We start from the raw sequence: 7,864 nt of genomic DNA on the forward strand, positions 1-7,864 counted from the left end.
TAACATCAAAAATAATTCAATCTAGTCAATAATTCTACAAAACTAATTTTAATAATGTTTAAGTGTCTTGTCATCTAGTCATCTAATCATCTAGTCATCTAATCATCTAGTCATCTAGTCATCTAGTCATCTAATCATCTAGTCATCTAGTCTTCTAGTCATCTAGTCTTCTAGTCACCTAGTCTCATCTTCACCGACAATTTTACATCGAACTCAGGTTAATTATTATAGGTTTGCCATGTACGAATACCTGCTTTTAAACCTGCCCAAAAACTACGACTTTTAATTTGGGCATTTTCCACTTGTTTTTTAGCAGTAACTAGGCTATGATCGATTTGTTTAACAGCACCCGAAGCACTTTTAACTCCTTCTTTCATTTCACCACTTAATTCAGTTAATTCTATATTTGTAGCTTTTATTGCTTCTAAAGTATTAGGAAATTCTCTATTTAAAGTGTCAAATAGTTTTTCAGCACTACGAGCCGCTCGGCTTAATTCTTGGGCAACTGGGATTAAAGTTACAAGCACTGCGGTTAAACTAATAGAGACTAAACAAAGAGAAAATCCTAGCCAAAAAATAGGTTCAGTCATAATTATACTTTAGAAGGAAATAATTTGTACTTAGGAAGGATAGGGAATAGTGAATATGGAATAGTAAATAGTGAGTGATTAGTGATGGGGTGGTAAAACCGAAATCTGTGCCGGTAATTCCTCATTCCTCATTCCTCATTCTCAATTACTTATCATCTAGGTTAGATTGATTTTGACTGGCTTCTATTCCTGCGGCGATGGCAACTTTGAGACGATTAAGGGTATTATCCCATTTTTTGAGAGCTGATTGAGAAAGACGATGACGATTAACTTCGAGACTAGAAGATAAATCTTGAGCCATTTCCGGCAAAGCCTGAGCGGTTTTTTTTAAAACTTGTCGATTTTCTGAGCCATTTCGGGGAGACAATAAAAGAGTCACTACCGTAGCCATACTACTACCGATAATTAATCCCAGAATAAAACTGTTATTTTTTTGATCTTCACTCATGGAAAGTTCCTGTCTTCATTGACTCTTAAATAATTAAATAGAAGTTTCTACAATTTGACAAGGGCATCTTTTAACAATGGTGGTAATTGTCGCATAATTTTACCCTTTTCTCGATCAATACCCACTAAAGTTACTCTACCACTAACATAAATTAAAGGGGTTTCTTCCGCCGTAATTTGATAATCCCAATGGATTCTTACCCCCTGAATCTCGTTCATTCTTGTCTTCACTATAGCACGATCGCCCATTTTCATCGACTGATGATAACGAAGATTTATCTCGATAACGGGCAAATCACATCCTAGACTAACTAAATTAGCATAATTTATGCCTAGGGATCGCAAACATTCTACTCTAGCTTCTTCCATCCAAGTTAAATAATTACCATGCCAAACGATTCCCCCATAATCAGTATGATGAGGATGTGCAGTAATAGAATATTCAAACCATTTTTCTGTAGTTGCTCGGAAACTATTATCTAATTCAATCTCCCTAGTCGGAGATAATTGAGGTGGCTGTGCTTGAGACAATTTACTTCTCCCAATAAATTCTAATCATCAAGAATAATCCTATCTTGAAATGTTATACATTAGAGATTTATCCTATAATTTTTCTAAAACTGAGATCTTGCATCAGAACAAAAATATTTAATTAACAAAGTTTGAAAAATGAATTTTAATATTGTTTCAATCAGTTATTCTTACTAAGCCAAGAAGAATTTAGAATTTAGAATAAAGATTTTACCAGTGCATCATTCATTGCCCCGATTCCCCGTTGCCCATTGTCTGAGGGATGATTCCTAACTTAAACCTTGAATTAAATAACCACACCGATGCTCACCATCATTAATCCAATTAGTCCGTTCTACTTTACAATCAGGAAATAAAGAAGCAAACATTTCTAACTCATGACTACAAACTTGAGGATAAGATTCCGCTACATCAGATATAGCACAGTTATGCTCCGTTAAGAAAAATTTTGGCGGATTATGGGAATCTTCCTCTACGCAAAACAATTCCGCCATATAACCTTCTTGTTTCCTAATTTGGGCTAACTGACTAACTCTTTGACGTAAAGTTTTCCCTGTTATATGTTGTCGATAATTTTCAGCTTTTCTCTGCCATTGTTTTTCTAATACTTTCGAGACTTGAATTTCCCCTACGGTTTCCGTCAGAGTATCCAAAAATGATACGGCAAATTCCCCGTAATTTTGGGGGAAACGCTCACGCCCTTTCTTTGAGAGAGAATACAAATGTTGTGGTCTTCCTGTCTTTATTTGAGTTATAAAAAGTTCAATCAATCCCTGCTCTTCTAACTCTTTTAGATGTCGTCGAGTAGCTTGAGGACTAATATTAATCACTTCAGCTATAGTTTGAGCCGAAGCCTTATTTTCTTTAAGTAAATATTGTAAGATGGAATCTTTACTTGATTGTTGTAGGGAAGTAGTCATAATCTCCCTCTAAAGCGGTAATAATATTAACAATATCAAAATATTCATCAGGAATAAAACAACAAATTAGTTGCTTAAGTCTTAAGTATAGCAGTTTATTCGTTAATGATTCTTAAGTATATTTTAGGAAACTTTATTTCTCAGAGTTCCCATTTTTGTATATATTATTTGTTATAGGTTAAAGTTTTGATCTTTTATCCTTTATTTTTACCACCTATTTTCATGACTCACACCTTTCTCCTAGAACCCAGTCGTTGGATTATTAAAGGTACATGGCTAGATAAAAACCAAAAATCAACCCTCTTTAAAGGTGCTAGTATTATTACATGGGATCAAACTAATTGGTTTGTTATCAAAACTAAAATCGTTTTTATTAATGGAGATCGCCCAGATATAACTTTTGAGTATAAAGGATTTTTACCAGCAGGAAAAACTCAATATGCGTATGTATTAAAACGAAGCGACTTTGAGAAAATAGAAGGAGAAGGTTGGTTAAGTAATGATTCGATCATTCAAAGATATTGGGTATTAGGAGATAATCGTCGTTTAAATGGTTTTGAAACTTACTTTTGTCTTGAGGAAAATACCTATCATATAACCAGTGCGATGATGACAGGAAATAATATTCTCAACACCATGGAAGGAATTTTAGAACGTCATGGATAAAATGTCAGAACATGAGTCAAAATAAGAATAGATAAGATTTGATACTTAAGTTAAATCATGAGTTTAGGGAAAAAAGACAATCGGATATTAGGTGATCGTTATCAACTAATAGAACTAATAGGCTCTGGGGCTATGGGACAAGTCTATAGAGGGGAAGATCAGGTATTAGGTGGAGTCACCGTAGCCGTTAAATTCCTCTCCCAAACTCTGCTGAATGAAAAAATGCGTCATCGCTTTGAAAGGGAGGCTACGATTAGCGCCCTCTTAGGGGAAAAAAGTATTCATATCATCCGAGTCAGAGATTATGGTATCGATGAGAATGAAGTCCCTTATTATGTCATGGAATTTTTAGAAGGGCAAAGTTTAAGCGATATTATTAAATTTCAGCCTATGGCATTAAAGCGATTTCTCTATATCACCCGTCAAATCTGTGTCGGAATGGATGCGGCTCATAGTGGAATAATGTTACATGGTGAGCTTTGTCAAGTAGTACATCGAGATATTAAACCTAGTAATGTTTCTGTAATGCAAGATCCGACTTTAGGAGAATTAGTGAAGATTTTAGACTTTGGCATTGCTAAATTAGTACAGGCAAATGCCACTCAAACTCATTCATTTATGGGAACTTTGGCTTATTGCTCCCCAGAGCAAATGGAGGGAAAAGAATTAGATAACAGATCAGATATTTATAGCTTAGGGGTAATGATGTATGAAATGTTAACCCTAGAAATGCCGATTTTACCTGAAACTTCTTCCTTTGGAGCATGGTATAAAGCTCATCATGATTTTCAACCACGCCCCTTTGAATCTCATTTACAAATACCTTCGGAATTGAAAAACATCATTTTGAAGTGTATGGCGAAATCTAGGGAGAATCGTCCTCAAAGCGTTGCTGAAATATTAAAAGTTATCGAAGCATTAGAAAAAACGACTAATCGCCTTAATGCTGGTAATCAAACTAATTATTCAGGGCAAGAAACGGTTATTGCCAATAATGACAGCCCGAATGTTCGTCCTGATGATAAAACCGAAATTGCTGACGGTGCAATCAACCAATCTTCATCTCAACCACAAGTATCAAAAGAGACTCAATTAACATGGCCTAAAAATAAACCGATACAAAAAATAGTTTTCCCCCGTATTGTTAATACCGAAACTGAAACCTATCCTAGTTTATGGGTAATGTTAGATAAACAAGATATTTTAAATCGAATAGTTAGTATTCGCTATAACCAGTTTCTGTTTCTTAACTCACCTCATCCGATGATTTTATGGATTACTGTAATTTATAATCCTACTTACGGACCACGATGGTTACCTTGTTATTTAGATTTAAAAACAGAAAGTGCTAGACAAGTCGTTATTTCTCTTTCAGAATTAGGTAGTTATAAAATTCTCTTTTTTGCTTTAGAAGAACCACAAAAATGTAAACATAGCATGATTTCTACTATTGCTTCTAATCAATGTAATATTATGAAAGAATGGGTTAAAAATAGCACTTCTTTCACCGATAAAGGAGAAGCTAATGTCAGTCGGAAAAGACTCAAAGATGAATTTGAGCGTTTAAAACCTCGTATTTTAGAAAAATTAGCCCAAAGCTATAAGTAATCATTAATAATATTGATTTAAACATTGGTTAAATTGATTTTATGTATTTTTTTTCCTAAACTTAATTATTTTTGTGAAAAGGTTTTATTTTCTTAGGACTCCTAAAGTCTTATTTTTAAAGGATTTTTTCATCAAAATCTGGGATTATAAGTGATTTTAAGATAGTCAGTTTATTCTGTTTTTATATGTGTTTTTATATGTGTTTTTCTTGAATTGTTATAAGACTGAGAAAATAAAGATATAATTTGTAACAAAAGCGTTAAGAAATATTGCAAATGAGTAATCTATTAACAGAAGCGTTTATTTTCGGTAAAGCCTTTGCTGAAGTCATGACAGAAAAAGTTGAACATACTTTGACAAATATCCTCAGTGATATTGGTAAATTTGATGCGGAAACCAAACAAAGACTAGAAGAATTTGCCAGGGAAGTCAAAGCTAGGGCAGAAGCTCAAAAACAACAATCAAATAATCCTACTACGATCACAGTAACGGCTGATAGCTCGGTGGATTTACAAGAATTATTAGACGAACTTAGGGCAGAAATTGCTCGTTTAAAAGCAGAATTAAATACTTATCGCCAAAAACAGTAAAAAGGGCAATGGGCAAAAGCAAATTGCCAATAGGCTTTTAGTAAGAGCTTTAGCCCTAATTCTTAACTGCTAATTCCTAATTCCTAATTCTTAATTCTTAATTCTTAATTCCTAATTTCTAATTCTGAATTCCTAATTCTTAAGTCAACCAAATTTATCAAAATATCAGTGTCATCCGCATACTCTAATCCAAAAGAATATCTACCAACAAATCCGAATCTTGCCCCTTTGGCAACAATCAATAAACCTGAAAAAGGGAAAAAAGTTTATCGTTGGAATCGTGAAAATTACTCAAGTCTTCGTCGTCGTATCGATATTTGGACTTTTGTGTTAATTCTTCTTTTCAAACTGTGGCGTAATAGCAAAAAATGGACTTATACTAACGGTTATAGTGATGAAAGACGATCACAACGTCGGCGAATTCAAGCCGGATGGATTCGGGAAAACTTGCTAGAATTAGGTCCAACTTTTATTAAAGTAGGTCAATTGTTCTCTACCCGGGCCGACATTTTCCCGACGGAATATGTAGAAGAATTGTCAAAATTACAAGATCGAGTTCCAGCTTTTAGTTTTGAGCAAGTTACCGCCATTATTGAGAAAGATTTAGGTAAATCATTAAATAAATTATTTCGTAGCTTTGATCCTACACCCATTGCGGCAGCTAGTTTAGGACAAGTTCATAAAGCCCAGTTATATTCAGGGGAGGAAGTTGTCGTTAAAATTCAACGACCTGGATTACCGCAATTATTTACCATTGATTTAGCTATTCTGAAACAAATTACTCGCTATTTCCAAAATCACCCTCGCTGGGGTAAAGGTAGAGATTGGTTAGGTATTTATGAAGAATGTTGTCGCATTTTGTGGCAAGAAACCGATTACTTATTAGAAGGGCAAAATGGGGATACTTTTAGGCGTAATTTTCGAGGTGCTGATTGGGTTAAAGTACCAAGAGTTTATTGGCGTTATACATCTCCGAGAGTCTTAACCTTAGAATATATGCCTGGAATCAAAATCAGTCATTATGAAGCCCTAGAAGCTGCTGGATTAGATCGAAAAATATTGGCGAAATTAGGGGCAAAAGCCTACTTACAACAATTACTAAATGATGGTTTTTTCCATGCTGATCCTCATCCGGGTAACTTAGCTGTAGCTTCTGATGGTGCATTGATTTTCTACGATTTTGGCATGATGGGGCAACTCAAAAGTAATGTGAAAGAAAAATTGATCGAAATGTTATTTGGCATCACCGAAAAAAATGCTGATCGAGTAGTGAGCGCTTTAATTGATTTAGAGGCATTAGCGGTAATGGATGATCCCGGACCTGTTAGAAGATCTGTACAATTTATGTTAGATAATTTTATGGATAAACCTTTTGAGGAGCAGTCTATTAGTAAAATTAGTGAAGATTTGTACGAAATAGCCTATGATCAACCTTTTCGTTTTCCGGCTACATTTACCTTTGTCATGCGCGCTTTTTCTACCCTAGAAGGTGTTGGTAAAGGATTAGATCCGCAATTTAACTTTATGGAAGTAGCACAACCTTTTGCTTTTCAAATAATGAGGGATTTTAATAATAACGGTATCGGTAAATCAATTTTTGATGAATTTAGTCGTCAAGCCATGGAAGTTAGTAACAGTGCTTTAAGTCTTCCAAGACGATTAGACGATACAATAGAAAAATTAGAACGTGGAGATCTCCGTTTACGGGTAAGATCATTAGAATCGGAACGATTATTACGTCGTATCGCAGGGATGCAAATGGCAACTAACTATAGTTTATTTATGAGTGCTTTAATTCTATCTAGTACTATACTGGTTGTTAACGGACTATGGCAATTGGCGATCGCTGTTATTGTTATCAGTATTTTTCCTGCTTTGTCTTTATTCCGCTTACTGAGACAATTAGATAAATTTGATCGCAAACTATAACTTATTGCAACTGAAAATTAGTAACTTTATGAAATGTGCATTTACTGGTTTAACAGATCCAGGATTAGTTAGACCTTATAATCAAGATAACCATTATATTGACCCAAATGGAAGATTTTTTATTTTAGCAGACGGCATGGGAGGCCATGCAGGAGGAGAAGAAGCTAGTCGCATAGCCACAGAAGTAATAAAAGACTATCTCGAAGCTAACTGGGAAGCTCCCATCGAATCCTATGACTTACTAGAAAAAGCTGTTTATCAAGCTAATGAAGGTATTTTAGAAGATCAAAGTAATAATCCCGCAAGGGCGGATATGGGTACAACTTTAGTCTTGATTATGTTTAGAAATGGCGAAACTTGGCGTGCTCATGTAGGTGATTCTCGACTTTATCGTTTACGAAAAGAAAAATTAGAGCAAGTAACTCTTGATCATACATGGATTTCACAAGCAATTAGAGCTGGAGAAATAACCGCAGAAGACGCTAAACATCACCCCTGGCGACACGTTTTATCTCAGTGTTTAGGCAGACGAGATTTATATGAAGGCATTGATATTCAACAGATTGTTGACACTGTATCAGGC

9 protein-coding genes are annotated in these 7,864 nt (G+C 34.9%); 5 read left to right on the forward strand and 4 right to left on the reverse strand.

Annotation, left to right across the window (positions count from 1 at the left end; genetic code table 11):
• Positions 1 to 218: 218 nt before the first annotated feature.
• The 4 genes from FWJ34_RS16420 to sufR form a co-directional block, all read right to left on the reverse strand.
• Positions 219 to 590 (reverse strand): DUF948 domain-containing protein, encoded by a 372-nt coding sequence (locus FWJ34_RS16420; RefSeq protein WP_308256425.1) that lies wholly within the window; start codon positions 588 to 590, stop codon positions 219 to 221.
• 145 nt (positions 591 to 735) lie between these two features.
• A complete protein-coding gene (locus tag FWJ34_RS16425; protein WP_308256426.1) occupies positions 736 to 1,038 on the reverse strand; it encodes a YtxH domain-containing protein in 303 nt (100 codons plus the stop codon).
• 47 nt (positions 1,039 to 1,085) lie between these two features.
• Positions 1,086 to 1,568 (reverse strand): thioesterase family protein, encoded by a 483-nt coding sequence (locus tag FWJ34_RS16430; protein WP_308256427.1) that lies wholly within the window; start codon positions 1,566 to 1,568, stop codon positions 1,086 to 1,088.
• A 269-nt stretch (positions 1,569 to 1,837) separates the two neighbouring features.
• Complete coding sequence (sufR, locus tag FWJ34_RS16435; protein WP_308256428.1) at positions 1,838 to 2,488, reverse strand: iron-sulfur cluster biosynthesis transcriptional regulator SufR; 651 nt, start codon at positions 2,486 to 2,488, stop codon at positions 1,838 to 1,840.
• Positions 2,489 to 2,710: 222 nt separating this feature from the next.
• On the opposite strand from sufR, the gene FWJ34_RS16440 reads away from it, so the two are divergent.
• From FWJ34_RS16440 to FWJ34_RS16460, 5 genes are all read left to right on the forward strand, one after another.
• Positions 2,711 to 3,154, forward strand: coding sequence for a hypothetical protein (locus FWJ34_RS16440; protein ID WP_308256429.1), 444 nt, complete (start codon positions 2,711 to 2,713; stop codon positions 3,152 to 3,154).
• Between the two features lie 57 nt (positions 3,155 to 3,211).
• On the forward strand, positions 3,212 to 4,762 hold the full coding sequence (locus FWJ34_RS16445) for a serine/threonine-protein kinase (RefSeq protein ID WP_308256430.1): 1,551 nt from the start codon (positions 3,212 to 3,214) through the stop codon (positions 4,760 to 4,762).
• Between the two features lie 275 nt (positions 4,763 to 5,037).
• Positions 5,038 to 5,352: a DUF6825 family protein gene (locus FWJ34_RS16450; RefSeq protein WP_308256431.1), complete on the forward strand. Its 315-nt coding sequence runs from the start codon at positions 5,038 to 5,040 to the stop codon at positions 5,350 to 5,352.
• A gap of 228 nt (positions 5,353 to 5,580) precedes the next feature.
• Positions 5,581 to 7,281, forward strand: coding sequence for an AarF/ABC1/UbiB kinase family protein (locus FWJ34_RS16455; protein WP_308256433.1), 1,701 nt, complete (start codon positions 5,581 to 5,583; stop codon positions 7,279 to 7,281).
• Positions 7,282 to 7,309: 28 nt separating this feature from the next.
• On the forward strand, positions 7,310 to 7,864 hold a 555-nt coding region (locus FWJ34_RS16460), incomplete at its 3' end, for a serine/threonine-protein phosphatase (protein ID WP_308256432.1).

The sequence above is a fragment of the Geminocystis sp. GBBB08 genome (assembly GCF_016743215.1).
In the GTDB taxonomy this organism is placed as follows: domain Bacteria; phylum Cyanobacteriota; class Cyanobacteriia; order Cyanobacteriales; family Cyanobacteriaceae; genus Geminocystis.